Source organism: Bradyrhizobium sp. Tv2a-2, from assembly GCF_000472425.1.
GTDB lineage: Bacteria > Pseudomonadota > Alphaproteobacteria > Rhizobiales > Xanthobacteraceae > Bradyrhizobium.
Genome location: NZ_AXAI01000007.1, coordinates 241,586 through 265,553, shown reverse-complemented (window position 1 = coordinate 265,553; position 23,968 = coordinate 241,586). Strand labels below are relative to the sequence as shown.

General features: G+C 64.6%; 23 protein-coding genes. 8 read left to right on the top strand and 15 right to left on the bottom strand.

Annotation, left to right across the window (positions count from 1 at the left end; all coding sequences use genetic code 11):
* Nucleotides 1–213 precede the first annotated feature (213 nt).
* Entirely contained in the window at nucleotides 214–864 is a 651-nt protein-coding gene (locus A3AI_RS0116365) for a DedA family protein (RefSeq protein WP_024516630.1), read from the top strand.
* Here A3AI_RS0116365 and A3AI_RS0116360 read toward each other — a convergent pair.
* Nucleotides 861–2,093, bottom strand: coding sequence for a citrate/2-methylcitrate synthase (locus A3AI_RS0116360; protein WP_024516629.1), 1,233 nt, complete (start codon nucleotides 2,091–2,093; stop codon nucleotides 861–863). The genes A3AI_RS0116365 and A3AI_RS0116360 overlap by 4 nt on opposite strands.
* Before the next feature lie 74 nt (nucleotides 2,094–2,167).
* Between A3AI_RS0116360 and A3AI_RS0116355 the strand changes: the two genes are divergently transcribed.
* Entirely contained in the window at nucleotides 2,168–3,259 is a 1,092-nt protein-coding gene (locus tag A3AI_RS0116355) for a citrate synthase/methylcitrate synthase (protein ID WP_024516628.1), read from the top strand.
* Nucleotides 3,260–3,441: 182 nt separating this feature from the next.
* Here A3AI_RS0116355 and A3AI_RS0116350 read toward each other — a convergent pair whose 3' ends face one another.
* The gene (locus A3AI_RS0116350; protein ID WP_024516627.1) at nucleotides 3,442–4,077 is read right to left on the bottom strand and encodes a J domain-containing protein; all 636 of its coding nucleotides are present in this window, start codon (nucleotides 4,075–4,077) and stop codon (nucleotides 3,442–3,444) included.
* 107 nt (nucleotides 4,078–4,184) lie between these two features.
* Between A3AI_RS0116350 and A3AI_RS0116345 the strand changes: the two genes are divergently transcribed.
* Entirely contained in the window at nucleotides 4,185–4,454 is a 270-nt protein-coding gene (locus A3AI_RS0116345; protein WP_024516626.1) for a BolA family protein, read from the top strand.
* 75 nt (nucleotides 4,455–4,529) lie between these two features.
* Here A3AI_RS0116345 and A3AI_RS0116340 read toward each other — a convergent pair whose 3' ends face one another.
* The 3 genes from A3AI_RS0116340 to A3AI_RS0116330 are packed head-to-tail and all read right to left on the bottom strand — an operon-like array spanning nucleotide 4,530 to nucleotide 7,626.
* Entirely contained in the window at nucleotides 4,530–5,843 is a 1,314-nt protein-coding gene (locus A3AI_RS0116340; protein WP_156927804.1) for an HlyC/CorC family transporter, read from the bottom strand.
* A gap of 23 nt (nucleotides 5,844–5,866) precedes the next feature.
* Complete coding sequence (gene aroB, locus A3AI_RS0116335; protein ID WP_024516624.1) at nucleotides 5,867–7,015, bottom strand: 3-dehydroquinate synthase; 1,149 nt, start codon at nucleotides 7,013–7,015, stop codon at nucleotides 5,867–5,869.
* A complete protein-coding gene (locus A3AI_RS0116330) occupies nucleotides 7,012–7,626 on the bottom strand; it encodes a shikimate kinase (RefSeq protein WP_024516623.1) in 615 nt (204 codons plus the stop codon). Before A3AI_RS0116330 ends, aroB begins: the two co-directional genes overlap by 4 nt.
* 157 nt (nucleotides 7,627–7,783) lie before the next feature.
* Here A3AI_RS0116330 and A3AI_RS42810 point away from each other — a divergent pair, with 157 nt between their 5' ends.
* The 4 genes from A3AI_RS42810 (at nucleotide 7,784) to A3AI_RS0116310 (ending at nucleotide 11,901) form a co-directional block, all read left to right on the top strand.
* Nucleotides 7,784–7,930, top strand: a complete 147-nt coding sequence (locus A3AI_RS42810; RefSeq protein ID WP_036048509.1) for a hypothetical protein — start codon at nucleotides 7,784–7,786, stop codon at nucleotides 7,928–7,930.
* Between the two features lie 18 nt (nucleotides 7,931–7,948).
* Complete coding sequence (gene xerD / locus A3AI_RS0116320) at nucleotides 7,949–8,905, top strand: site-specific tyrosine recombinase XerD (protein ID WP_024516622.1); 957 nt, start codon at nucleotides 7,949–7,951, stop codon at nucleotides 8,903–8,905.
* Nucleotides 8,906–9,100: 195 nt separating this feature from the next.
* Entirely contained in the window at nucleotides 9,101–10,063 is a 963-nt protein-coding gene (locus A3AI_RS0116315) for an acetyl-CoA carboxylase carboxyltransferase subunit alpha (RefSeq protein WP_024516621.1), read from the top strand.
* A gap of 362 nt (nucleotides 10,064–10,425) precedes the next feature.
* Nucleotides 10,426–11,901 (top strand): L,D-transpeptidase family protein, encoded by a 1,476-nt coding sequence (locus A3AI_RS0116310; RefSeq protein WP_024516620.1) that lies wholly within the window; start codon nucleotides 10,426–10,428, stop codon nucleotides 11,899–11,901.
* A 676-nt stretch (nucleotides 11,902–12,577) separates the two neighbouring features.
* On the opposite strand, the gene A3AI_RS0116300 is transcribed toward A3AI_RS0116310, so the two are convergent.
* From A3AI_RS0116300 to A3AI_RS0116290, 3 genes are all read right to left on the bottom strand, one after another.
* Nucleotides 12,578–13,588 carry an Hsp33 family molecular chaperone gene (locus tag A3AI_RS0116300; RefSeq protein WP_024516619.1) on the bottom strand — a complete coding sequence of 337 codons (1,011 nt, stop codon included), beginning with the start codon at nucleotides 13,586–13,588 and terminating at the stop codon, nucleotides 12,578–12,580.
* A gap of 296 nt (nucleotides 13,589–13,884) precedes the next feature.
* Nucleotides 13,885–14,817: an ornithine carbamoyltransferase gene (gene argF, locus A3AI_RS0116295; protein WP_024516618.1), complete on the bottom strand. Its 933-nt coding sequence runs from the start codon at nucleotides 14,815–14,817 to the stop codon at nucleotides 13,885–13,887.
* Entirely contained in the window at nucleotides 14,814–16,025 is a 1,212-nt protein-coding gene (locus A3AI_RS0116290; RefSeq protein ID WP_024516617.1) for an aspartate aminotransferase family protein, read from the bottom strand. The genes argF and A3AI_RS0116290 overlap by 4 nt, the downstream gene beginning before the upstream one ends.
* A 527-nt stretch (nucleotides 16,026–16,552) precedes the next feature.
* On the opposite strand from A3AI_RS0116290, the gene A3AI_RS0116285 reads away from it, so the two are divergent.
* The gene (locus tag A3AI_RS0116285) at nucleotides 16,553–17,062 is read left to right on the top strand and encodes a GcrA family cell cycle regulator (protein WP_024516616.1); all 510 of its coding nucleotides are present in this window, start codon (nucleotides 16,553–16,555) and stop codon (nucleotides 17,060–17,062) included.
* Nucleotides 17,063–17,149: 87 nt separating this feature from the next.
* On the opposite strand, the gene phoB is transcribed toward A3AI_RS0116285, so the two are convergent.
* The 7 genes from phoB to A3AI_RS0116250 all read right to left on the bottom strand — a co-directional run bounded on the left by phoB (nucleotide 17,150) and on the right by A3AI_RS0116250 (nucleotide 23,928).
* Complete coding sequence (phoB, locus tag A3AI_RS0116280) at nucleotides 17,150–17,854, bottom strand: phosphate regulon transcriptional regulator PhoB (RefSeq protein WP_024516615.1); 705 nt, start codon at nucleotides 17,852–17,854, stop codon at nucleotides 17,150–17,152.
* A gap of 55 nt (nucleotides 17,855–17,909) precedes the next feature.
* On the bottom strand, nucleotides 17,910–18,626 hold the full coding sequence (phoU, locus tag A3AI_RS0116275; RefSeq protein WP_024516614.1) for a phosphate signaling complex protein PhoU: 717 nt from the start codon (nucleotides 18,624–18,626) through the stop codon (nucleotides 17,910–17,912).
* A gap of 11 nt (nucleotides 18,627–18,637) precedes the next feature.
* Nucleotides 18,638–19,450, bottom strand: coding sequence for a phosphate ABC transporter ATP-binding protein PstB (gene pstB, locus A3AI_RS0116270; protein ID WP_024516613.1), 813 nt, complete (start codon nucleotides 19,448–19,450; stop codon nucleotides 18,638–18,640).
* Entirely contained in the window at nucleotides 19,447–20,325 is an 879-nt protein-coding gene (pstA, locus tag A3AI_RS0116265) for a phosphate ABC transporter permease PstA (RefSeq protein ID WP_024516612.1), read from the bottom strand. The genes pstB and pstA overlap by 4 nt, the downstream gene beginning before the upstream one ends.
* Nucleotides 20,326–20,329: 4 nt before the next feature.
* On the bottom strand, nucleotides 20,330–21,328 hold the full coding sequence (gene pstC, locus A3AI_RS0116260; RefSeq protein ID WP_024516611.1) for a phosphate ABC transporter permease subunit PstC: 999 nt from the start codon (nucleotides 21,326–21,328) through the stop codon (nucleotides 20,330–20,332).
* A 144-nt stretch (nucleotides 21,329–21,472) separates the two neighbouring features.
* The gene (gene pstS / locus A3AI_RS0116255) at nucleotides 21,473–22,483 is read right to left on the bottom strand and encodes a phosphate ABC transporter substrate-binding protein PstS (RefSeq protein WP_024516610.1); all 1,011 of its coding nucleotides are present in this window, start codon (nucleotides 22,481–22,483) and stop codon (nucleotides 21,473–21,475) included.
* Between the two features lie 140 nt (nucleotides 22,484–22,623).
* Complete coding sequence (locus A3AI_RS0116250; protein ID WP_024516609.1) at nucleotides 22,624–23,928, bottom strand: ATP-binding protein; 1,305 nt, start codon at nucleotides 23,926–23,928, stop codon at nucleotides 22,624–22,626.
* Between the last annotated feature and the right edge of the window lie 40 nt (nucleotides 23,929–23,968).

The following is a 23,968-nucleotide window of genomic DNA, read 5'->3' as shown; positions in this document are numbered from 1 at the left end:
GGGGTCCGATCAAAGTTCCGTCGTTTTTTCATTGAGATATGCATGAGACGCGGTTTTGGGAGGGCTGCCCTGCGTATCGATGCGGCCTTTTGCTTTTCGGGCGCGGCTCGATAGCGCGCGGCCTCGAACGCCGATTGATGGCACTTTCGCCCCCCAACCCTACTTATGGTAGGTCCCTGGTCTGATCGACCGTTGAATCATCACGGGAATTTTGTGGCCTCCTTTATCGATCCGCTGATCGCGTTCGTCTCGGCGCATGCCTGGCTTGCCTACCTGACCCTGTTTCTCGCCGCGCTCCTGGAGGCGGTTCCGGTGGTCGGCTCGGTCATTCCAGGCTCGACCATCATCCTTGCGCTGAGCGCGCTGGTGCCGGGCGGCGAGTTGAAGCTGCAATGGGTGCTGCTGGCTGCGATCGCGGGCGCCCTGATTGGCGACGGCTCGGCTTACATCGCCGGCCATCGCACCCAGCACGAGATTCTGAACACCTGGCCTTTGAACAGATATCCTGCCGTGATCGCGCAGAGCGAGGCGTTCTTCCGGCGCCGAGGCATCTGGGCGGTGTTCTTCGCTCGCTTCGTACCCCCGATCCGCGCCTTCGTGCCGGTCACGGCTGGAGCGCTCGGCATGGAGCGGATGAAGTTTTTCGCCGCGAACATCCCGGCCGTCCTCCTGTGGGCCCCGGCGCATGTCCTGCCGGGGGTCCTGGCCATCTCCGCGCTGCATCGCTTTGGTGTCCCGCACCATATCAGCCTCAAGCACTATTGGATGGTGGCGGTTATTCTTGGCGCCGCGATCGTCGGGCTTGTGACCTGGGCGCTCCGCCGCCGTCAGAACGCGGCCGTCCAGCCGGTTCGTCCGAGCTAACTTTCGCGCACCACACTCGAGGCGGCGCTGCGCCCAGGGACCGGACCGACATAGCGCGCGCGGGGACGGATCAGGCCGCCGGTCTGCAGTTGCTCGCTGGCATGGGCAATCCAACCGACAGCGCGTGCCATGGCGAACAAGGTCAGTTCGCTGCCCGGCGCAAGCCGCAGACTGTGCGCCATCACCGCCAGCGCGTAATCGATGTTGACGAGTTCGCCGGTGGCTTCCGCAATCCGCTCCGGCACTTCCTTGGTGAATTTCCGTGGCGCGCCTGCGCGCGTCAGCGCATTCAACAGCGACAGCGCGCGAGGATCGCCGTGCTTGTAGACGCCGTGACCGAAGCCGGCGAAGCGTTCGCCCAAGGCGACACGCTCCCGGATCACGGGCGCCACGTCATGATCGACAAGCGTCTTCACCAGCCGGGATGCCAGGACGCCAGCACCACCATGTTTGGGACCTTTCAGGGCCACGAGGCCCGCGATGATGGCGTCATAAAGATTGAGGCCGGTCGAAGCGGCGCAGCGCACCGTGAATGTCGAGGCGTTGAGCTCGTGATCGGCCAGCAGCACCAGCGCGCGGCGGATGATGTCGGCAGCGCTCTTGTTGTCGGGCGCCCAGGCCCGCGCGATCTGCAAATGCAGCGGCTCGGCTGAGGGCACGCCGTTGAGCATGGTCGCAACCATAAGCCGCAACATGCGGGCGCCGACCATGGCGCGGCCGTCATGTGCGCGGGTGAAGGCGCCGGGATCTGCGCTGGTCGCGAGCACGAGCACGGCAATCGCCCGGTCGATCGGCGCCGCCCGCCGTGCGGCCTCGGCAACCGCGCGCATTTCCTCGGAGATGTGCGGGCAATTGTCGGCCGCAAACGGGTCGACCCCGGTCACGTCCCACAACAACGTGGCGGTATGCTCGAGCGTGCCTTTTTCAGCGAGCTCCACGCAATTCACGCCGCGATAGATCGGACCGTTCTCGGTGATGGTCGAGATCGAAGAATCCAGCACCGGCAGATCCGGATCGAAGCTGCGCAGCCCCTTCGGCTCCGGCGACGGCACGCGGCGCTCCTTCAAGTCCCGCACGTCCTCGGCGCGGTAGCGATGGCTGCGTGAGTCCGGCGACGGCTCGGAACGGATCAGCCCGCGGCTGACATAGGCGTAGAGCGTCGCCGGTGAGATCGCGAGCTCGGCAGCGGCCTCTCTGGCCGAGAGGTAGAGCGCATCGGTTTTTTTCATATTGATTAGCATAATCAAGATTGATCAATGTGTCGAGCCGCCTCACCTTTCAAAGCCTGAAAGGAGAACGGCCCATGAATATCCATCTCACCAAGAGCCAGATCGGGCTGGACGGCGTTCCGGCCGCGGAGACCGTCTTGAGCCATGTCGATGGCGAGCGTGGCGAGCTCATCATCGCCGGCGAGCGCGTCGCCGACCTCGCCGCCCAGTCGAGCTTTGAGGGCGTCACGGCGCGGCTGTGGAACGGCGCCACCGGACACCGCTTGAGCGAGGCCGACGTCCGCGCGAGCCTTGGCGCGGCCCGCGCCCGTGCCTTCGCCCGGCTTCCCGAGCTGCTTGCGGCCACGCGCGGCCTCTCGATCGTCGACGGCTTTCGCGCCGCCATCGCCGGCCTGCGCGCCGAAAGTGGACTTGAGCACGAGGCGACCATCGTCGGCGCTTTTCCGGTGATTGCCGGCGCCCTGGTGCAGCGGGCGAATGGTGCCGTGCCCGTCGCGCCCGACCCGACCACAGGCCACGCTGCCGACACGCTGTCGATGCTGCTCGGCCGCAAGCCCGCCCCGCGCGAGGCCGCCGCGCTCGATGCCTACCTGGTCACGGTGTGCGACCACGGCATGAACGCGTCGACCTTCACCACGCGCGTTGTCGCCTCGACCCACGCCGACCTGTTCGCGGCCGTCACCGCAGGCTATTGCGCGCTGACCGGCCCGCTGCACGGTGGCGCGCCCGAGCCGGTGCTGGAGATGCTGGATGCAATCGGCACCCGCGAGCGCATCCAGCCCTGGGTGGATGCCGCGCTTGCCCGTGGCGAGCGCATGATGGGATTCGGCCATCGCATTTACCGGGTACGCGATCCCCGCGCCGATGTGCTCAGGGCGGCGATCGAGCGGCTCGCCACCAACGGTACCGATCTGCCGTTCGCCGGCGAGGTTGAGGCCTATGTCCGTGAGGCGCTGCGGCGGAAGAATCCGGAGCGGGCGCTGGAGACCAATGTGGAGTTCTTCACCGCGATTCTGCTCGACGCCCTGAACATTCCGCGGCAGGCGTTCACGCCGATCTTTGCGGTCGCCCGCGCGGCCGGCTGGACCGCTCATGCGCGGGAACAGCAGCGCACCGGGCGCCTGATCCGGCCAAGCTCGTCCTATGTCGGGCCGATGCCTTCTTAGCGCAAAGCGCGCGACCCGACGCGGCGGAGCGCAATCTCCGCCGCCACCGCCAGGGCTAAAGCGCGATGGGATTTGGTTGAATCGTCATCTTTTCGGAAAACCGCTACACACTTTTCCGGATCATGCTTTTGATTGAGCATGATCTTTTCGGAAAACCGCTACACACTTTTCCGGATCATGCTTTAGGCTTCGCGCACCACCGTCTTCAGATAGTTGTACGCCTTTATGATCTCGATCAGGCGATCCTCGGTGGAGCGGTCGCCGCCATTGGCGTCGGGATGGTGCTGCTTGACCAGCGCCTTGTACTTGGCCTTGACGTCGCCGAGCGTCGCGTCGGCGTCCAGGCCCATGACCTGCAGCGCTTTCCGCTCGGCATTGAATATCTTGCGCGTCTCGGGCTTGGCCTCGGCACCCGGCCGGGCGCCGGTGCGGCCGTTCAGCTCACCAAACACACTGAAGGGATCGGAGGCGCCGTCGAAATCGGCGGCACTGCCGGTCATTTTCCGGGCACTGGTGTTGGCGCCCATCTTCCAGGTCGGGCGATGGCCGGTCAGCGCATCTTTCTGGTAGCGGGCGACGGCATCGGCGTTCATGCCCGAGAAGAAATTGTAGGACTGATTGTATTCGCGGACATGGTCGAGGCAGAAGTGCCAATATTCGCGCGCATTGTCGCGGCCCTTGGGCGCGCGATGGGAGCCCTTGTTCTTGCAGTCAGGCCACTCGCAGGGCGTGGCGGTTTGGCGCACCTGCGTTTCCTGCTTCGCACTCCGCTTGTTGATGCGAATGGAGTCGAAGAATTTGTTTGTGTCGATCGGCATGGCGGACTTTGACTACGCAATGCAAAAAGCTTCAAGTCTTGACATTGCGAATCCTTCAACTCCCAACATCATTGACGAAACGAGCCTGCGGATCTAATGCCGCAACCATGATTACAAGAGATATTATCACCAACAAGTTGCGCGAAGCTTTCCTGCCGGAGAGCCTCGATGTGCAGGACGAATCACATCTGCATGAAGGCCACGCTGGTCACCGGCCCGGCGGCGAGACGCACTTTCGTGTGTATATTGTGTCGGAAGCCTTCAAAGGGAAGAGCCGCCTCGAACGCCATCGCATGATTAATGCGACGCTCGCCGGGGAACTGGCAGGCTCGGTGCACGCCCTCGCCCTCCATGCCAAGGCGCCGGGAGAGGCTTGAACGGCCTGCCGTACTTCTCCGGTGCGCAGAACGATGACAGCAATACTGACGATGACAGCAATATTAAAGGTACGATCAAAATGACGTGCCGGCGCGCTTTGGTCGCGGCTCCTCAAGCTCGCCGTCGCGCGGCACCGGGACAATACGGATTGCGGTGATCCGGTTGCGCTCTCGGCGAAGCACGCGAAAGCGGAAACCGTGAAAGGTAAAGCTCTGGCCACGTTCGGGAATCGAGCGCGCTTCGTGAATCACCAAGCCTGCGACCGTGGTTGCTTCCTCATCCGGCAGATTCCAGTCCATAGCACGGTTGAGATCGCGAATCGGCACCGAGCCGTCGACCACCACCGAGCCGTCGGGCTGGGCGCGAACGCCGGCCACCACTACGTCCTGCTCGTCGGCGATGTCGCCGACGATCTCTTCCAGAATGTCTTCCAGGGTGACGATGCCTTCGACCTCACCATACTCGTCAACCACAAGCGCAAAGTGGGTCTTGCGGCGGCGAAACGCCTTGAGCTGCTCGGACACGGGACGCATTTCCGGCACGAACCAGGGCGGCAGCGCGATGGTCGACACATCGATCCGCGAAGTCTCGCCTTCGGAGGCGCGGATGGCGCGCAACAGGTCTTTGGCGTGCAGCACGCCGATGATGTTCTCGGGCTTTTCGCGCCAGAGCGGGATCCGCGTGTATTCGGAGGCGAGCACCTCCCGCACCAAGTCCTCGGGCGGCAGGTCCGCGTTGATGGTCACCATCTCGGTGCGGTGAACCATCACGTCCGAGACCTGGAGCTCACGCAGGTCGAGCAGACCACCGAACATGTCGCGATCGGTCTTCTCCACTTTGCCTTCGCTGTGCAAGAGATCGACTGCACCGCGGAGGCGCTCGATCGGCGACAAGATTGGCTGGTTGGCGCCGACCTTGACCCCGAGCGCGCGCATGAGAACCCGCACCACGACCTCGACCACGGTCAATAGCGGTCCCAGCACGGCAATGGTGACGCGCATCGGCCGGGCCACCCGCAGCGCGAACCTGTCGGGCGCGTTGATGGCCATGGTCTTCGGCAGCACTTCCGCAAAAATCACGACGATCGCGGTCATGCCAGCGGTCGCATAAAGCACGCCGACCTCTCCGAACCAGGCGGTGAGAATACCGGTGGCAAGCGCGGACGCGCCGATATTGGCCATGTTGTTGCCGAGCAGGAGCGCACCGATCAGGCGCTCCCGATTGGACATCAGCTCGGAGACGATATCCGCATCGCGATTGCCCTGCTTGGCAAGGCGCAGCATGCTGCCGCGCGACGCGCCGGTCAGCGCGGTCTCGCTCGCCGCGAAAAAGGCGGAGACGCCCAAAAGCGCGATCACGATCAGGATTGTCAGCCAACCCAAGGTCATTTTGTCAGGCCATTCGGCGCTTGCTATTTGTTGCCCGCGAGCTTTTTCGCCAGGAAGTCGCGCACCGGCGCGGGCTCGACATCCTTTGCTATCACGGCGCGGCCGATCGCTTCCAAAAGGATAAAGGTCAATTTGCCGCGCCTGACCTTCTTGTCCTGGGCCATCAGCGCCATCAGCGTGTCGGCGTCGGCGAGCCCCTCCTGGGAAAATCCCGCGATGTGCTGCAGATGGGTGGGAAGGCCCGCTTCGGCAAGGTGACGCTCGATCCTGACCGCGTCCGAGGATGCGATCATGCCAAGCGAGGCCGAAAATTCCGCGGCCAGCACGATTCCGATCGCAACGCCTTCGCCATGGAACAGGCGGTCCGAGAAGCCGGTCGCGGCCTCCAGCGCATGGCCGAACGTATGGCCGAGATTGAGCAGCGCGCGGTCACCGGTCTCGCGCTCGTCGCGCGCGACGATCGCGGCCTTGGCGCGGCAGGAGGTTGCGATCGCATGCTCGCGCGCAGCCCCGCCCTTGAAGATGTCGGCGTGATTGGCCTCCAGCCAGCTGAAAAACGCCGCATCGCCCAGCACGCCGTATTTCGCCACCTCCGCATAGCCGGCGCGAAACTGCCGCGGCGACAGCGTGTCGAGCACGGCGGTATCGGCGATCACCAGAACCGGCTGGTGGAAGGCGCCGACCAGGTTCTTGCCCTGCGGCGAGTTGATCCCGGTCTTGCCGCCGACCGATGAATCGACCTGGGCCAGGAGCGTCGTGGGCACCTGCACGAAGTCGACGCCGCGACGCAGGATCGCGGCCGCAAAGCCCGCGAGATCGCCGACCACGCCGCCGCCGAGCGCGATCACCAGATCGTTGCGCTCGATCTTCGCTGATATCAGCGCCTCGCTGACCTTCTCCAGGGTGGCGTAGCTCTTAGAGCCCTCGCCTTCCTCGACGATGATGCGCGAGCTCGCGATCCCGGCCTGCGCCAGCGCGGCCTCGGTCTTCTCCAGCCAATGTTCGGCGACGCTGCGATCGGTCACGATCGCCGCGCGCACGCCGGGACGAAGGGCGGCGATGCGGCTGCCGAGCGAGCTCAACACGTCGCGGCCGATGACAATGTCGTAGGCGCGGTCACCGAGCGCGACGTCGACGACCACGGGATCGGTATGTTTCAGCGGCGCGGTCATCCTGCGGCTCCAGCTACTCCGGGTGCGCCCCCGCACAGATAGGCGTGCAGCGCGTCCACGCATTCGTCGACGATCTTGTCGTGCGGCACGTCACGCGAGGCGATCGTCAGGTTGGCAGCTTGATAGAGCGGCTCACGCTCGGTGATCAGCCGCGTGACGGTCGCCTCGGGATCGGCGGTCCGCAGCAGCGGGCGGTCGGCGCGGCGCCTCACCCGCCGCATGATGACGTCGACATCCGCTTTCAGCCAGATCGAGACGGCCTTGTCGGCGATGCGGTGGCGGGTCTCCTCGCGCATCAGCGCTCCGCCGCCGGGCGCCAGCACGGCCGGCCCGCTCTCAAGCAACCGGGCAATCACCCGTGCCTCGCCGTCCCTGAAATAGGGTTCGCCATGGGTTTCGAAAATCTCCGGGACCGACATTCCGGCCGCCGCCTCGATCTCGGTGTCGGCATCGATGAACGGCAGCCCCAGCCGTACCGAGAGCCGCCGCCCGATGGTCGATTTCCCGGCCCCCATCATGCCGACCAGCACGACAAGCCGATTGCCGAGAGCGGCGACGATGTCGGCCTCGGGCGTTGGACCTGTGCTGGCTAAGGACGTGATCTCGGGCATACGTTTACGGTGTTTTCAGGCTCGGGGTCTCGCGGGAGCGTCCCGCTTAAGGCCTCCTATACTACCCGGGCCTTGGGGCTTGCCAGAGCCACTTGCCAGTTGGGAGCGAACATGTTGGATGATTTCAATGGTTAATACGCCTTTCTAAGGCTCCCCGATGCCTAGCCTGTTCCGTTTTCTGACCGTGGTCGCCATCATTGTCGGCGTCGCCTATGGCGCGATTTACGCGCTTGCAAACTTCGTCAATCCGAGACCGCGGGAAATGACGGTGACCATTCCGCCGGACAAATTTTTGAAGAAATGATCCGGCATGGAATACCGGATGCGCACCAAGTCCTCCGACGCGAAGCTGACCGGCCTCTTCCTCGACATGCTGGCGGCCGAACAAGGCGCCGGCGCGAACACGCTTGACGCCTACCGGCGCGATTTGACCGATCTGTCCGAATTCCTCGGCAAGACCGGCCAGAATCTTGCCGGCGCCACGACCGAGGCGTTGCGGGCCTATCTGGCCGATCTCGATACACGCGGCTTCAAATCCTCCAGCGTGGCACGGCGGTTGTCGGCGGCGCGCCATCTGTTCCGCTTCCTGCTCAATGAGCGCATCCGCAGCGATGATCCGGCCGCGATCCTGTCCGGGCCAAAGCGCGGCCGCAGCCTGCCCAAGGTGCTGTCGATCGCGGACGTCGACCGCATGCTGTCGCATGCCAAGGAGGCGACGCAAGGAGCCAGCGCCTCGCCGACCCAGCGGCTGCGCGCCATGCGGCTCTATTGCCTCCTCGAGGTGCTTTACGCCACGGGGCTGCGCGTCTCCGAACTCGTGACGCTGCCGCGCTCGGCCGCAACCCGCGATGCCCGCATGATCGTGGTGCGCGGCAAAGGCAGCAAGGAGCGGCTCGTGCCGCTCAACGACGCCTCGCGCCAGGCGATGGCGGACTATCTCGCCGCGATGGAGGCCACGAAGGGTGCAAAGGGCAAGGCCAGCGCCGCCTCCAAATGGCTGTTTCCGTCCTTCGGCGAAAGCGGCCATCTGACGCGCCAGCATTTTGCTCGCGACCTCAAGGATCTCGCGGTCGCTGCTGGCCTGTCGGCGCGCCAGGTCTCCCCGCACGTGCTGCGCCACGCCTTTGCCAGCCACCTGCTCCACAACGGCGCGGACCTGCGCATCGTGCAGACTCTGCTTGGCCATACCGATATCTCGACCACCCAGATCTATACTCATGTGGTGGAGGAGCGGCTCAAGGCCATGGTCCGCGACCTGCACCCGCTCTCCGAAAAGTAACGGGTCTTGTCGCGCTTGACTTCCGCCTTCACACACCCGAAAGAGCTTTCCGCTTAAGTCCCCGCGTCGATACAACTTTCGACGGAAGCGGCACGCCGCCCGAACCACTCGACCAACCGATTGAAAACACGCGCCTTTCGGGCGCGCTTCGAAACCCGCTTCGCCCCCAGGCCCGCCACAACCTATATTGACCTGATGCCGGACCAGATGCGCTCCTATCTCGACTTCGAAAAGCCTGTCGCCGAGCTCGATTCCAAGGTGGACGAGCTGCGCGCGCTTGCGGCCTCCGGCACCGATATCAGCGAGGAGGTGGCGCGGATCGAGGAGAAGGCGGCGCAGGCGCTGGCCGACCTCTATGCCGGCCTTACGCCCTGGCAGAAGACGCTGGTGGCGCGCCACCCGCAGCGGCCGCATTTCAGCGATTTCATCGCCGGCCTGATCACCGACTTCACCCCGCTCGCCGGCGACCGCAAATTCGGCGAGGACCAGTCGCTGATGGGCGGCTTCGGCCGCTTCCGCGGCGAGAGCATCTGCGTGATGGGCCAGGAGAAGGGCAACTCGACCGACTCCCGAATCAAGCACAATTTCGGCATGGCCCGGCCGGAGGGCTACCGCAAGGCGGTCAGACTGATGGAAATGGCCGAGCGTTTCGGCATTCCGGTGCTGTCGATCGTCGATTCCGCCGGCGCCTATCCAGGCATCGGCGCCGAGGAGCGCGGCCAGGCGGAAGCCATCGCCCGCTCCACCGATGCCTGTCTCTCGCTCTCCGTGCCCAATGTCGCGATCGTGACCGGTGAGGGCATGTCGGGCGGCGCGATCGCCATCACCACCGCCAACCGCGTTCTGATGCTGGAGCACGCGATCTACAGCGTGATCTCGCCGGAAGCGGCGTCCTCGATTCTCTGGCGCGACGGCACCAAGGCCCAGGAAGCCGCCAACAGCATGAAGATCACCGCCCAGGACATGCTTCGCTTTGGCGTTATTGACGCGATCTTGAAGGAGCCGGTCGGCGGCGCCCATCGCGACCCTGCGGCCATGATCAACGCCACGGGCGAGGCAATCGGCCGTGCCTTCGACGAGCTGCGGGGGCTGGATGGCGAGGCCATCCGCAAGCAGCGGCGACAAAAATTCCTCGATATCGGCCGGAAACTGGTCTGAATCGACCCGATTCTCGGCCATTTCCGCGCTTCCATGGTCGCGGCGCAAATTTTGTTCCCTTCCAGGGGACGGCGGCCCCACTTGGTCGCAATTAGGCCGAAGAGCCGTATTTATCTTCCATTGACTATAGGGGTATCGATCCTCCTGGCAGGAGCCGTACAGGTTGCGGCGCAGGGGGCCAAAGGTTAGTATTTTAGTCAATGGCTTCAGGTCTCGAACGGCCGGGGTCAACGACTTGGGTCTGGACTTGGGTTGCTGCTCGGATCTCTTGGATCTTCGGATCTGTTGGGTCTGATGGCTTCAGGGTGTCGCGCCGCTAAACGGGGTTGGCTCGATTGCCCGGTGGGTGTGGAGCTTCTGCATTGATCAACCGCTCGCTGGTTCGCGCGCTTTTGGCTTCGGCTGCGCTTGCAGTCGTCGGCGTGTCGCTGGCTGGCTGCGATACCGATCAGGTTTCGCTCGCAGCCAACGCCAAGGCCAACCAACCTGTCCCGCCCAAGCTGCTCGCGGCGATGGTCGAGAAGGACATGGATCTGCAGTCACCGATCCTGATCCGCCTGTTCAAGCAGGAGGCCGAGCTTGAGGTCTGGAAGCAGGATCGCTCCGGCAAGTTCGCGCTGTTGAAGACCTACCCGATCTGCCGCTGGTCCGGCGATCTTGGCCCCAAGGTGCGCGAAGGCGACCGCCAGGCGCCGGAGGGCTTCTATGCGATCTCGCCGGCGCAGATGAACCCGCGCTCGGCCTATTACCTCTCGTTCAACACCGGCTTCCCCAATGCTTATGACCGCTCGCTTGGCCGCAGCGGCTCGGAGCTGATGGTGCATGGCGATTGCTCGTCGCGCGGCTGCTACGCCATGACGGATGAGCAGATCGCGGAGATTTATGCGCTCGGGCGCGAGTCGTTTTTCGGCGGGCAGAAGGCGTTCCAGTTCGACGCGTTCCCATTCCGGATGACGCCGGTGAACATGGCCAAGCACCGCAACAATCCGAACATGGCCTTCTGGAAGATGATCAAGGAAGGCTATGATCATTTCGAGGTGACGCACCAGGAGCCGAAGGTCGACTTCTGCGACAAGCATTACGTGTTCGACGCTGCGAAAGCACCCGACGCCAAGCGCGACCCGGTGTTCGAGGCGTCCGCGAAATGTCCGGCTTACGTGATCCCCGACGAGCTGGCGAGCCTCGTGCGCGAGAAGCAGGCGCAGGACGACGCCGAATACGCCAAGCTGGTCTCCAAGGACACGCCGGTTGCAAAACTCAACACGGGCATCGACGGCGGCATGAACAAGCTGTTCGCCTCCCATGTGCCGGGCGCCTCGACCGGCCTGTCCGACGGTGGCGACGAACAGGGTCTGTCGCTGGTCGCCAATTCGCGCCTGCCGGGCACGATCCCCGGAACCGTCAACCCGCCGCATGCCCCCGACGCGAAAGACCAGCAGCCGGTCGTCGCAGCCGCGCCGGCCTCGGTGCCCGCCACCGCAACACCTGCGCCGACGCGCGTGGCGTCCGCCGCCAGCGGCGCGCAGTCCGACGGTTTCTTCTCAAGCCTTGCCCACAAGATGGGGCTCGGGGGTGCGACCGCCGACACCACGGCGACGACGCCGCCGCCCGCACAGGCCACGGCGTCTGCCAAGTCGAAGACGGGCGAGGCAAAGCCGAAGGCGAAGCCGGCCGAGACCAGGCAGGCCGCCAACCCACCGGCCCTCAAGCCGTCGATCTCCGGCAGCCAGTCCGCCTCCGATCCGTCGGCATCCTCCTCGAAGGACGCCATCGTCGCCGGCGCCCAGCCGATCGTCTCGTCGAACTCCTTCGACAACCGCTTTTCCGCGACGAAGTAAGGCCGGCGGCGAAAGCGGGCCGTCGCCTTCATCAGCACGACGTATCGGCCATCCGCTGAGTCTATCTGCGACGCACGCCGGCTGTCGTTCTTCGCAAAGCACCTGCCTGGGTTGTGGGTCCCCGGCTTGCGCCGGGACGACGGTGTCGGGGCTTTCCGATTCAATTCTCAAACAGCCACGCGATCTGATCAGAACTTGGCGCGCGGCGGGACCTTCGTGGTTCTCCCGGCGATGCAAAGTGCCGTCTCGAAGGATGCGCCGCGGCACGGCTGCTGACACGCCTCTATGTTCTCGCGACTCTATATTCTCGCGACGCGTTTCGCCCGAGCGCTTGGACAGCCAACAGACTGGGGCGCGGACGGAGTCAAGGCCGCAAGCCGCCGAAGGCGGTGGCGCGCTGCGCCAGCCTTGAGGCCGACCGATCACCAGGCTACTTCAGAACAGTTGCTCTGCAAACGAGGCGGGATGCGCGAACCATACGACCGATTCAATATTTCGAAAAACAGAAATATTTTCGACGGCGAGGATTGACAAGGTTTTGCGGCCGGCACCCGCCGGGCACATCAGTTGATGTCGGGAGCAATGACGTCACGCGCCGCACCGGCGCTACACCCTCCCCCTTGCGGGAGAGGGCACAATAACGCGCGCCACGTCATGCTGACAAATTGCGGCGGTCTTATACCGCGCTCTCTTCAACGCCCGCTTCATGCGGCGTGAAATGATAGACCGAGCTGCAGAATTCGCAGGTGACGACCACCTTGCCGTCTTGCACCATCTCGGCGCGGTCCTTGGCCTCAAAACTTTTCAGCATCGCCGCGACGGCCTCGCGCGAGCACGAGCATTTTGCCTGCAACTTCAGCGGGGCGAAGACGCGCACGCCGCGCTCGTGGAACAGGCGGTACAACAGCCGCTCGCCGGAGAGATCCGGATCGATCAGCTCGATGTCCTCGACGGTCGCGAGCAAGGACTGGCCCTCGACCCAGGCGTCGTCTTCCTTGACCTCGTGCACCGCCGTGCCTTCGGGCGCATCGCCATGATGCAGATCGGCCTGCCGCGCGCGCTCCGGCGCCTTGGGCAGGAACTGCATCAGCAGGCCGCCGGCACGCCAGTGACGCTTGCCGCCGTCGCCGCCGCGCCACTCCTCGCCGACCGCAAGCCGCACGCGGGTCGGGATCTGCTCGGAGCGCAGGAAATACTCATGCGCGGCCTCTTCCAGGCCGCCGCCATGCAGTGCGACCAGCCCCTGGTAACGGCTCATGTCCGGCCCCTGGTCGATGGTCATGGCAAGATGGCCCTTGCCGAGCAGCGCCGCCGAGTCCTTGGCCTGCGTGAGCCTGCTCGCATCGAAGCGCGCATAGGCACGCAGGCGGTCCGGCGCCTGAAAGTCGACCACCATGAACGACACCGGGCCGTCGGTCTGGGTCTGCAGGATGAAACGGCCGTCGAATTTCAGGGACGAACCGAGCAGCGTGGTGAGCACGATCGCTTCGCCCAGCAGCTTGCCGACCGGCGCGGGATAATCGTGCCTGGTCAGGATGTCGTCGAGCGCGGGCCCGAGCCTGGTCAGCCGCCCGCGCAAATCGAGCGCGTCCACCTCGAAGGGCAGCACGGCATCATCGACCGGAACGGACGACGGGGCCCGGATCGGGCTTTCGGTGATCTTGATGTCGGGGGATGGAGCGGTCATGGCGGCTTACATGGGGTCGGAACGCGGGAAGTGAAAGGGGGGCGACTGTCGAGACCCTGCTTGTCGTCGTCCTGGCGAAGGCCAGGACCCATAACCACAGGCTTGTGTTGTTCATCGAGTAGCCTCCCCGCGTCATTGCGAGCAGCGTAGTGACGAAGCCATCCAGACATCTCCGTGGAGACATTTCCGGATTGCTTCGCTTCGCTCGCAATGATGGGGCTGATTTCTCTACCCCAAAACGACTGCCTGTGGTTGTGGGTCCCGGGCTTCGCCGAGACGACAGCATCTGTTCCGCGCTACACCGCGTCGAAGCACCAGGCCAGAATGCCCTTCTGCGCGTGGAGGCGGTTTTCGGCTTCGTCGAACACAACCGATTGCGGACCGTCGATCACCTCGTCGGTGACTTCCTCGCCGCGATGGGCGGGCAGGCAATGCATGAAGATCGCATCCGGCTTGGCCAGCGACATCAGCTTGGCGTTGACCTGGTAGGGTTTGAGCAGATTGTGGCGATGCTCGCCGTCCTTGTCACCCATCGACACCCAGGTGTCGGTGACGACGCAGTCGGCGCCGCGCACAGCCACCTCCGGATCGTTGCCGAGCACGATCGACGCATTGGTCGCCTTGATGAAATCGCGCATCAGCTTTTGAGGCGCGAGCTCCGGCGGAGTCGCGACGTTGAGCTTGAACTTGAAACGCTCGGCCGCGTGCGCCCAGGAAGCCAGCACATTGTTGTCGTCGCCGGTCCAGGCCACGGTCTTGCCGGCGATCGGCCCGCGATGCTCCTCGAAGGTCATCAGATCGGCCATCACCTGGCAGGGATGCGAGCGCCGCGTCAGCCCGTTGATGACAGGCACGGTCGCATGCGCGGCAAGCTCGAGCAGCGCATCATGATTGAGAATGCGGATCATGATGGCGTCGACATAGCGCGACAGCACTCGCGCGGTGTCGGCGATGGTCTCGCCACGGCCGAGCTGCATTTCCGCGCCCGTCAGCATGATGGCCTCGCCGCCGAGCTGGCGCATGCCGACATCGAAGGAGACGCGGGTGCGGGTCGAGGGCCGCTCGAAGATCATAGCGAGTGCCTTGCCCTCGAGCGGCTTCTTCGCCGACTCGCTATCCCTTTCCTGCGCCTTCAGCTTCGCCTTCATGGCGTTGCTGGCGGCCAGGATGCTCCGCAGATCGGAAAGCGGAACGCTGTTGATATCCAGGAAGTGCCGCGGCTTGCTCATAGGCCTGCCGTCCGTTTGGCAGAATTGGCCTCCAGCGCGACGCAGGCGCGCTCGAGCATCGCGACCGACTGATCGAGCTCGGCCTCGTTGACGATCAGAGGCGCGAGGAACCGCACCACGTTGTCGCCGGCGCCGACCGTGAGCAGCTTCTCCGTCCGCAGCGCGGCCACGAGATCCGCCGATGGCACCACCGCCTTGACGCCGATCAGGAGTCCCTCGCCGCGCACTTCGGAGATCACACTTGGGTGGCGATCGACCGCGGAGGCGAGCTTCTGCTTCAACAGCAGCGACATCTTCTGCACATGGTCGAAGAAGCCGGGCTTGAGCATGACGTCGAGCACGGCGGTGGCGGCCGCGATCGCGAGCGGATTGCCGCCGAAGGTCGAGCCGTGCGAGCCCGGCGTCATGCCGGCCGCAGCATCCGCGGTCGCGAGCACCGCGCCGATCGGGAAACCGCCGCCGAGCGCTTTCGCCAGCGACATCACGTCGGGCGTGACGCCGAGGCGCTTGTAGGCAAACAGCTCGCCGGTGCGGCCCATGCCGGTCTGCACCTCGTCGAAGGCGAGCAACAGGCCGCGCTCGTCGCAGAGCTGGCGCAACGCCTTGAAGAAAGCCGGCGGCGCCGTGCGCACGCCGCCCTCGCCCTGCACCGGCTCGATCAGGATGCCCGCGGTGTGCGGCCCGATCGCCTTCTTCACCGCTTCGATGTCGCCATGCGGCACTTGATCAAAGCCGTCCATCGGCGGGCCAAAGCCTTCGAGATATTTGGCGGAGCCGGTCGCGGCGAGCGTCGCCAGCGTGCGGCCGTGGAAGGCGCCTTCGAAGGTGATGATGCGATAGCGCTCGGGATGGCCCTTGGCGGCATGATGCTTGCGCGTGACCTTGATCACGCCTTCCATCGCCTCCGCACCGGAATTGCAGAAGAACACGAAGTCGGCAAAGCTCTGCTCGCAGAGCCGCGCGGCAAGCTTCTCGCCGTCGGGGCTCTTGAACAGGTTCGACATGTGCCAGAGTTTTGTAGCCTGCTCCTGCAACGCCTGGACCAGGTGCGGATGGGCATGGCCCAGCGCATTCACCGCAACGCCGGAGGTGAAGTCGAGAAAACGCTCACCATTGGTCGAGATCAGCCACGCGCCCTCGCCGCGCTCGAAGGCGAGATCGACCCTGGCGAAAACGGGAAGCAGGTGCGACGCGGCGCTGTTGGTCATGACGGTCACTCTGGCGATCAAATAGCGTTCAAATTTGCGTTCAGTGAAGGAGTGGGACCGGCGGCGATGCGCGCTAACAGATGGTCGCATCAACGACCCGAACCGGAAAACAAACGTGCCGCCTTTTCAGGGCGGCACGTGAGCCCATTCTAAGCGGGCGGGAAGGCGTGTCAACATGCCCTCGGACCGCGATTTCAAGGCAAAACCAGCCCGTACGATACCGGTGGGACGTAACGGGAATCCCGCATTGCGTAGGGGTTTATGAACATTGCGCGCTGTGCGGAACATGTGGAAGGCCTCTGCGGACTCTTGCGCCGGAGTCACGGCATATTGTAGCGTCTTTTTTGTCGGATACGACATCTCGTGCGGCAGTTTTGATCCCTTAGGTCTGGTTGGTTGGCGTACACGTCCGGGCGAGCAAATCGCTCCCGGCGAGCCTTAAGGGATTCTGACCGCAAGGGTTTTTGAGATTGGGCATCGCAGCGCAGCCTGAACGGCGGGCCGGCGCGAGGCGGAGGATAGAGTCGATGACGGTATTGACCTGGTCAGACGAGCGCGTCGAACAGCTCAAGAAGCTCTGGGAGTCCGGCCTGTCGGCCAGCCAGATCGCTGCGGAGCTCGGCAATGTCACGCGCAACGCGGTGATCGGCAAGGTGCACCGGCTGGGGCTGTCGGGTCGCGCCAAGAGCCCCGCGGCGACCGCGCCCCGCCAGCGCAAGCCGCGCCCCGCACAGCATATGATGCGGGTGTCGCGCCCGGTGTCGCGCGGCAACACGGCGCTGGCCCATGCCTTCGAGGTCGAGATCGAGCCCGATCCGATCGCCTATGACAATGTCGTTCCGATGAGCCAGCGGCTGTCGCTGCTCGAGTTGAGCGAAGCCACCTGTCATTGGCCCGTCGGCGATCCCGCAAGTCCGGACTTCTTCTTTTGCGGCGGCAAGGCGCTCACAGGTCTGCCCTATTGCGTGCAGCACTCGCGCATCGCCTATCAGCCGGCCGGCGACCGCAGGCGGCAGCAGGCGAAGACGACGCGGTAAGGGCGCTACGACATCTCGTGGTCGTCCCGGCGAAAGCCGGGACGAAACCGCAAACGTGGCCTGCCGCCGCGAAAACCGCGAGCCGCCTTACGGCTCCGCCTTCGCAAAACGGTCATCCAGCGCGTAGCCGGCGCCGCGAACGGTGCGGATCGGGTCCTGCTCACGGCCGGGGTTGAGCAGCTTGCGCAAGCGGCCGATGTGGACGTCGACGGTGCGCTCGTCGATATAGATGTCGCGGCCCCAGACGCTGTCGAGCAGTTGCTCGCGCGAGAATACGCGGCCCGGATGCTCCAGGAAAAACTCGAGCAGGCGATATTCGGTGGGGCCGAGATCGATCGGACGGCCCGAACGCGCAACGCGGCGCTTTTCGCGGTCGAGCTCGATGTCGCCATAGGCGAGCACGGTGGCGAGCCGCTCGGGGCTCGCGCGCCGCAACAGGCCCTTCACGCGCGCGAGCAATTCGGGCACCGAGAACGGCTTGACGATGTAGTCGTCGGCGCCGGTCGCCAATCCCCGCACCCGCTCGCTCTCCTCGCCGCGCGCGGTCAGCATGATGATGGGGAGCTGCTTGGTATCGGGCCTGGTGCGCAAGCGCCGGCACAGCTCGATGCCGGACAGGCCCGGCAGCATCCAGTCCAGCACGATCAGATCGGGCACCCGCTCCTTCAGCCGTGTATCGGCATCATCGCCGCGCGCGACCGTCTCCACCTCGTAGCCTTCAGCCTCGAGGTTGTAGCGCAACAGCGTGGTCAACGCTTCTTCGTCTTCCACCACCAGAATCCGCGCGCTCATGACTTTCTCTTCTCCATAATGCTCAAGACCGATCGGCGACCTTGCCGATCAACCTCTAGTTGCCCGGAACGGTCGTGGCGAACGTCGTCATGTCGCCCTTCGGGCGCTTGTCCTGAATCTGCTGTCCCTCGATCATGTAGAACACGGTTTCCGCGATGTTGGTCGCGTGGTCGCCGATCCGCTCGATGTTCTTGGCGCAGAACATCAGGTGAATGCAGAACGAGATGTTGCGCGGGTCTTCCATCATGTAGGTGAGCAGCTCGCGGAACAGCGAAGTACAGATGGCGTCGACCTCCTCGTCGCCCTTCCACACCGTCATCGCCGCCGGCAAATCGTGCGCGGCATAGGCGTCGAGCACGGTCTTGACCTGCTGCTGCACCAGATCCGTCATGTGCTCGAGGCCGCGGATCAGCTTCAAGGGATGGAAATCGCTCTCCAGCGCAGCGACCCGCTTGCCCATGTTCTTGGCGAGGTCGCCGATCCGCTCGAGATCGATCGCCACGCGCATGGCGCCGACGATCTCGCGCAGGTCGATCGCCATCGGCTGGCGGCGAGCGATGGTCAAGACCGCCCGCTCCTCGATGGAGTGCTGCATGTTGTCGATCTCGAGGTCGGCGGCGACCACGCGCTGGCCGAGCGCGACATCGTGGCGAACCAGCGCGTCGACGGATTCGACGATCATGCGCTCGGCAAGACCACCCATCTCCGCGACCAGCCGGGTGAGCTCCTGCAGGTCGCTGTCGAAGGCCTTGGCGGTGTGTTCGGAAGCCATTCTCTTTCTCCTCAGCCGAACCGGCCGGTGATGTAGTCCTGGGTGCGGCGATCGCCAGGCGAGGTGAAGATCTTGCTGGTGTCGTCGAACTCGATCAGCTCGCCGAGATACATGAACGCAGTCTTGTCGGAGACGCGCGCGGCCTGCTGCATGTTATGGGTGACGATGGCGATGGTGTAGTTCTCGGACAGCTCCTGGATCAGCTCCTCGACTTTCGCGGTCGAGATCGGATCGAGCGCCGAGCAGGGCTCGTCGAACAGGATCACCTCGGGCCGCACCGCGACCGTCCGCGCGATGCAGAGCCGCTGCTGCTGACCGCCGGAGAGCGAGAGGCCCGACGCATTCAGCTTGTCCTTGACCTCGTTCCACAGCGCGCCGCCGCGCAACGCCCTCTCGACGCGGCCGTCCATCTCCGACTTCGGAATCCTCTCATAGAGGCGGATGCCGAAGGCGATGTTCTCGTAGATGGTCATCGGGAACGGCGTCGGCTTCTGGAACACCATGCCGACCCGGGCGCGCAGGAGGTTGAGATCGAGCTTGGGGTCGAGGATGTTGGTGTTGTCGAGCTTCAATTCGCCGACCGCGCGCTGGCCCGGATAGAGGTCGTACATGCGGTTGAAGATGCGCAACAATGTCGACTTGCCGCAGCCGGACGGGCCGATGAAGGCGGTGACCCGGTTGGTGCCGAGCGTCAGGTTGATGTTCCTGAGTGCATGGTGTTCGCCATAATAGAAATTGAGATTGCGCGCAGTGACCTTCGCTGGCGCTTCGGGCAGATGCGTGGCAGAGCTCGAAGGCGAGACTGATACTGAAAGCTCGTTCATTTTGCGCTCCTCTCGGCGCCAAGGTAGCGCGCCCCGATATTGAGGGCGAGCACGGTCAAAGTAATGAGCAGGGCGCCGCTCCAGGCCAGCTGTTTCCAGTAGGCGTACGGGCTCTGAACGAAATTGTTGATGGTCACCGGCAGGTTGGCCATCGTCTTGGTGAGGTCGAGGCTGAAGAACTGGTTCGACAGCGCCGTGAACAGCAGCGGCGCGGTCTCGCCGGCGACGCGGGCGGTGGCGAGCAGCACGCCGGTGATGAGGCCGGAGCGAGCCGCGCGGTAGGCGATCCTCTTGATCACCAGCGAGCGCGGCAGACCGAGCGCACTGGCCGCCTCGCGCAAGGGATTGGGCACCAGCAGCAGCATGTCCTCGGTGGTGCGCAGCACCACGGGAATGACGATCACGGCAAGCGCGAGCGAGCCCGCGATGGCCGAGAACCCGCGCATCGGCACCACCACCGCGCCATAGATGAACAGGCCGATGATGATGGAGGGCGCGCTCAGCAGGATGTCGTTGATGAAGCGGATCACCGAGGTCAGGCGGTCGTGGCGGCCGTATTCGGCCAGATACGTCCCCGCGAACATGCCGAGCGGCGCGCCGATGCCGACACCGATGACGGTCATGATGACGGAACCGACGATCGCGTTGAGCAGGCCGCCCTCGGTCGAGCCCGGCGGCGGCGTGCTCTCGGTGAACATCTGCAGGCTCAGCCCCGCGATGCCGTTGTAGAACAGCGTGATCAGGATCAGCGCAAGCCAGGTGACGCCAAACGCGGCGGCGCCGACGCAAAGCCAGCGGACCACGATGTCCTTCCTGCGGCGACGGCCGTAGATCGGGTTGACCTGGGTCATGTCGTTTGCGGGCATGTCAGTCATGGCGTCACTTCCCCGCCTTCTTTTCCAGACGCAAGAGCATCAGCCGCGCCGCGGCCAGCACGAAGAAGGTGAGCACGAACAGCAGCAGGCCAAGCAGGATCAGGCTGGACTGGTGCAGACCGTCGCTCTCGGCGAATTCGGAGGCGATCGCGGCCGAGATGGTGGTGCCCGGCGCAAAGATCGAGGACGAGATGCGGAACGAGTTGCCGATGATGAAGGTCACGGCCATGGTCTCCCCGAGCGCACGTCCCAGCGCCAGCATGACGCCGCCGATCACGCCGACGCGGGTATAGGGGATCACGACATTGCGGACCACTTCCCAGGTGGTGCAGCCGACGCCGTAGGCCGCCTCTTTCAAAACTGGCGGCACGGTCTTGAACACGTCGACCGAGATCGCGGTGATGAAGGGCAGCACCATGATCGCCAGAATCAGCGCGGCGTTGAACAGCGACAGGTAGGACGGCGGACCGGCGAAAATCGCGCCGAGCACCGGGACGCCGTCGAAGATGCGGATCATGATGGGCTGGAACGTGTAGGCAAGGAACGGCCCCAGCACGAAGAAGCCCCACATGCCGTAGATGATCGAGGGAATGCCGGCGAGCAGCTCGACCGCGATGCCGATCGGCCGGCGCAGCCATTGCGGGCACAGCTCGGTCAGGAAGATGGCGATGCCGAGCCCGACCGGAATGGCGATCAGCATGGCGATGAAGGAGGTGACGAGCGTGCCGTACATCGGCCCGAGCGCGCCGAGAACGGGCGGATCGGCCTCCGGCGCCCAGCGCTGCGTCCACAGGAAGGCAAAGCCATATTGCTTCATTGCGGGCCAGGCGCCGACGATCAGCGAGATGATGATGCCGCCGAGGATCAAGAGCACCGAGATCGCGCTCAGGCGCGTGATCCAGTAGAAGGTGGCGTCGCCCAGCCTGAAAGCGGACAGCGCCTTCGCGCGGTCATAAGGACCGGCGGCTTCGAGCATGTCGTTCACGTCGGTTTCAACGGCCATCTCTGCCACGCCAATCCCCTGAGTTTGTCTGACGCGCAACCGGCGGATCGCCGGCCGACCCGCTCCAGTCTTCTTTTCGGGAAGGAGGAGCCCTCCCCCAAGCTCGGAGGGGGAGGGAAACTTGCTTGAACAATCAGCCGAAGCTTAGCTCTTGATCTCGGACGACCAGGTCTTCTCGATCTGCTTGACGACTGCGTCGGGCATCGGGATGTAGTCGAGCTCCTCAGCCATCTTGTCGCCCTTCTCGAACGAGAACTTGAAGAACTTGAGCGCTTCCTGGGAGGCCGCCTTGTCGGTCGCATCCTTGTGCATCAGGATGAAGGTCGAGGCGACGATCGGCCAGGACTTGTCGCCCGGCTGGTCGGTCAGGATCAGGTAGTAGCCCGGTGCATGCGACCAGTCAGCGTTGGACGCAGCCGCCTGGAAGGCGTCGTTGGTCGGCTGGATGGCCTTGCCCGCCTTGTTGACGAGACCCGTATAGGTCAGCTTGTTCTGCTTGGCATAGGCGTATTCAACATAGCCGATCGAGTTCTGGGTCTGGCCGACATTGGCCGAAACGCCTTCGTTGCCCTTGGCGCCGACGCCCGCCGGCCACTCAACCGCGGTGCCCTCGCCGACCTTGCTCTTCCAGTCCGGGCTCACCTTGGACAAATAGTTGGTGAAGTTGAAGGTGGTGCCCGAACCGTCGGCACGGTGCACGACCGAGATTGCCGCCGACGGCAGCTTGGCGTTCGGGTTGAGCTTCTTGATCGCCGGATCGTCCCACTTGGTGATCTTGCCGAGATAGATCTCGCCCAGCGTCGGGCCGTCGAGCACGAGATCGCCAGCCTTCACGCCCTCGATGTTCACGACCGGAACGATCGCGCCCATGATCATCGGCCACTGGGCGAGGCCGTCCTTCTCGAGCTGCTCGACCTTGAGCGGCATGTCGGTGGCACCGAAGGTCACGGTCTTGGCCTGGACCTGCTTGATGCCGGCGCCCGAGCCGATCGACTGATAGTTCACGCCGCTGCCCGAGTCCTTCTTGTACGAGTCGGCCCACTTCGACAGGACCGGATAGATGAAGGTGGACCCGGCACCGGTGATATCGGCGGCATAGGCCGACGTCGATGCAGCGACCAAACCGGCCGCGACAATCGCCTTGACGAAATTCATGCTGATCTCCCTGTTGTGAGCGAAGCGCTGGCGTGCGCCCGATGGCGCTCACATCCGCCCCTTTAGGAGCGGTCGGTACCGCTTTTACGACAGGCAGATGACAGTTGGATGACAGATCAAGTATCTGATAATACTTAAGTTTAAGCGGAAGGGGCCGTTTTGGGCTGAGGAAAACAGGCCGTGAAGGTCGCCCCGTTCCTGGGCACGCTTTCGATCAGGAGCCGGCCGCGATGACGGTTCAGAATGTGCTTCACCAGCGAAAGGCCGAGCCCGGTTCCGCCCTGCGAACGGCTGTCGCCGACGTCGACCCGGTAGAAGCGCTCGGTCAGCCGTGGCAGGTGCTCGGGCGCGATGCCGGGGCCGAAGTCGCGCACCATGACACGGATCTCCGGCGCGCCCTCGCCTGTCGCGGCCGAGTTCAAGGACACGATGACCTTGCCGCCGGAGGCGCCATATTTGAGCGCGTTCTCGATCAGGTTCTCGAACAGGCGCATCAGCTCCTCGCGGTCGCCGGCGATGGCGACTGGCGTGTCCGGCAGGCCGATGTCGACCTCGACCTGACGTTCCCGCGCCAGTGGCTCGAGCCCGTCGGCGACCTGGCGGATGATGGGGACGAGATCGACCGAGGCGTCGGGCCGGACATGGGCCGAGAGCTCCACCCGCGACAGCGACAGCAGGTCGTCGATCAGGCGCGCCATGCGGGTTGCCTGGGCATGCATGATGCCGAGGAAGCGATCGCGGGCGCGCACATCGTCCTTGGCCGGGCCCTGCAGGGTGTCGATGAAACCGGAGAGCGCGGCGAGCGGCGTGCGCAGTTCGTGGCTGGCATTGGCGACGAAATCGGCGCGCATCTCCTCGACCCGGCGCAGCGGCGTCTGGTCGTGGAAGGTCATCAGCATGCATTTATCGGTGCCGCCGAAGGCGGTCGGCACCGGAACCGGCGTGATCATCAGCTCCATCCAGCGATCGACCGGAACGTGATCGAGATAGGTGGCGCGGCGCGGCTCTGTGGTGGCGATGGCCTCGCGCAGCGCGGTGATGATCTCGGGCGAGCGCAGCGCGAATTGCGCAAGCTCGTTCTTGCGCAACGCGGGCGCAAGTTGGGCTGCGGCGGCATTGAGATGGATTACCCGCCCCGCGCGGTCGAGCAGCACGGCGGGATCGGGCATGCCGGCGACGACAGCCGCGACCGCGGCCGCCTCAACCGGATTGGCGCCACGGACGTCTTCGCGAGAGATGGCGGCATGATGCAGCCGCCAGGGCACGAGTGCCGCCGCCGTGATGCAGCCGAACACCACCGCGGCCCGCAGCGGCGATAATTCGTCGAAGGCGACCAGCACCGCGAGCGCAAGGCCGGCGACCAGCAGCACGATGGCGGAATGCCGCAAACGGTCGGGCCAGGGCGCAAAAAAGGAGGCCGAGCTGGGAGGCGCTTCAATAGCCATATGGACGGCTTCTCCGTTTTAATCCGGGTTAATCCGGGTT

Coding starts and splice junctions, on each gene's coding strand:
- pstS (WP_024516610.1), bottom strand. CDS start 22,483: ATGAATTTCGTCAAGGCGATTGTCGCGGCCGGTTTGGTCGCTGCATCG.
- A3AI_RS42810 (WP_036048509.1), top strand. CDS start 7,784: ATGCCTAGCCTGTTCCGTTTTCTGACCGTGGTCGCCATCATTGTCGGC.
- A3AI_RS0116340 (WP_156927804.1), bottom strand. CDS start 5,843: ATGACCTTGGGTTGGCTGACAATCCTGATCGTGATCGCGCTTTTGGGC.
- phoB (WP_024516615.1), bottom strand. CDS start 17,854: ATGAGCGCGCGGATTCTGGTGGTGGAAGACGAAGAAGCGTTGACCACG.
- A3AI_RS0116345 (WP_024516626.1), top strand. CDS start 4,185: ATGATTACAAGAGATATTATCACCAACAAGTTGCGCGAAGCTTTCCTG.
- aroB (WP_024516624.1), bottom strand. CDS start 7,015: ATGACCGCGCCGCTGAAACATACCGATCCCGTGGTCGTCGACGTCGCG.
- pstA (WP_024516612.1), bottom strand. CDS start 20,325: ATGACTGACATGCCCGCAAACGACATGACCCAGGTCAACCCGATCTAC.
- A3AI_RS0116250 (WP_024516609.1), bottom strand. CDS start 23,928: ATGGCTATTGAAGCGCCTCCCAGCTCGGCCTCCTTTTTTGCGCCCTGG.
- A3AI_RS0116330 (WP_024516623.1), bottom strand. CDS start 7,626: ATGCCCGAGATCACGTCCTTAGCCAGCACAGGTCCAACGCCCGAGGCC.
- A3AI_RS0116315 (WP_024516621.1), top strand. CDS start 9,101: ATGCCGGACCAGATGCGCTCCTATCTCGACTTCGAAAAGCCTGTCGCC.
- A3AI_RS0116290 (WP_024516617.1), bottom strand. CDS start 16,025: ATGACCAACAGCGCCGCGTCGCACCTGCTTCCCGTTTTCGCCAGGGTC.
- argF (WP_024516618.1), bottom strand. CDS start 14,817: ATGAGCAAGCCGCGGCACTTCCTGGATATCAACAGCGTTCCGCTTTCC.
- A3AI_RS0116300 (WP_024516619.1), bottom strand. CDS start 13,588: ATGACCGCTCCATCCCCCGACATCAAGATCACCGAAAGCCCGATCCGG.
- pstB (WP_024516613.1), bottom strand. CDS start 19,450: ATGAACGAGCTTTCAGTATCAGTCTCGCCTTCGAGCTCTGCCACGCAT.
- pstC (WP_024516611.1), bottom strand. CDS start 21,328: ATGGCCGTTGAAACCGACGTGAACGACATGCTCGAAGCCGCCGGTCCT.
- A3AI_RS0116360 (WP_024516629.1), bottom strand. CDS start 2,093: ATGAAAAAAACCGATGCGCTCTACCTCTCGGCCAGAGAGGCCGCTGCC.
- A3AI_RS0116355 (WP_024516628.1), top strand. CDS start 2,168: ATGAATATCCATCTCACCAAGAGCCAGATCGGGCTGGACGGCGTTCCG.
- A3AI_RS0116350 (WP_024516627.1), bottom strand. CDS start 4,077: ATGCCGATCGACACAAACAAATTCTTCGACTCCATTCGCATCAACAAG.
- phoU (WP_024516614.1), bottom strand. CDS start 18,626: ATGGCTTCCGAACACACCGCCAAGGCCTTCGACAGCGACCTGCAGGAG.
- xerD (WP_024516622.1), top strand. CDS start 7,949: ATGCGCACCAAGTCCTCCGACGCGAAGCTGACCGGCCTCTTCCTCGAC.
- A3AI_RS0116285 (WP_024516616.1), top strand. CDS start 16,553: ATGACGGTATTGACCTGGTCAGACGAGCGCGTCGAACAGCTCAAGAAG.